The 539-nt window shown below is 29.3% G+C and carries 1 protein-coding gene; it reads left to right on the forward strand.

Annotated elements, in window-relative coordinates; translation table 11 throughout:
- Positions 1-539: hypothetical protein (locus CBI42_RS12865; protein WP_179211417.1), on the forward strand; the 539-nt coding region annotated here is incomplete at both ends.

Consider the following 539-nt stretch of genomic DNA (forward strand, 5'->3'; position numbering starts at 1 on the left):
TTATTAAGGGCAAAATATTAGAGATGCTACGTGCATTTGAAAATATGTTCTTAGGGGCATTATCCTATCATTTTGAATTGGAATACAACTGTACTTATAATAAAATGGGTTCTTGGTTAGCGAGGAAAACTAAAAGGCATAATGTTGGGTATCAAAAAGAGGAAATTAAAAAAGGAGAAAGCAATTATAATATTGTCCCAATGTGGAATGAATTTTTTTCAACACAGTCTAATATCGATATGAATGGTGAAAAACAATTTTGGGATGCTTTAGAAAAATCGAGTTTTCTTAAGATGAATTCGCAATTAAAAGATATTTATCTTGATAAAATTCATGCAAAGCGATTTAGTAAAAACGAGATCAAATTTATAAAAAACAACTTCAGGCCTTCCAGGGTTAGAAATCAATGTATAACAGATATAATTAGATTTTCAAGTGTTACTCAAAAAAAATGGAAAGCAGATATTGCTAACTCTAATTTTTGCTTTTTTTTAGACGTAATTAGGGAATTTAGAAATAGTGCCTCTCATCCTGGATAT

Origin of the sequence: Streptococcus sp. KR (assembly GCF_002238115.1) — a bacterium.
Classification (GTDB): Bacteria; Bacillota; Bacilli; order Lactobacillales; family Streptococcaceae; genus Streptococcus.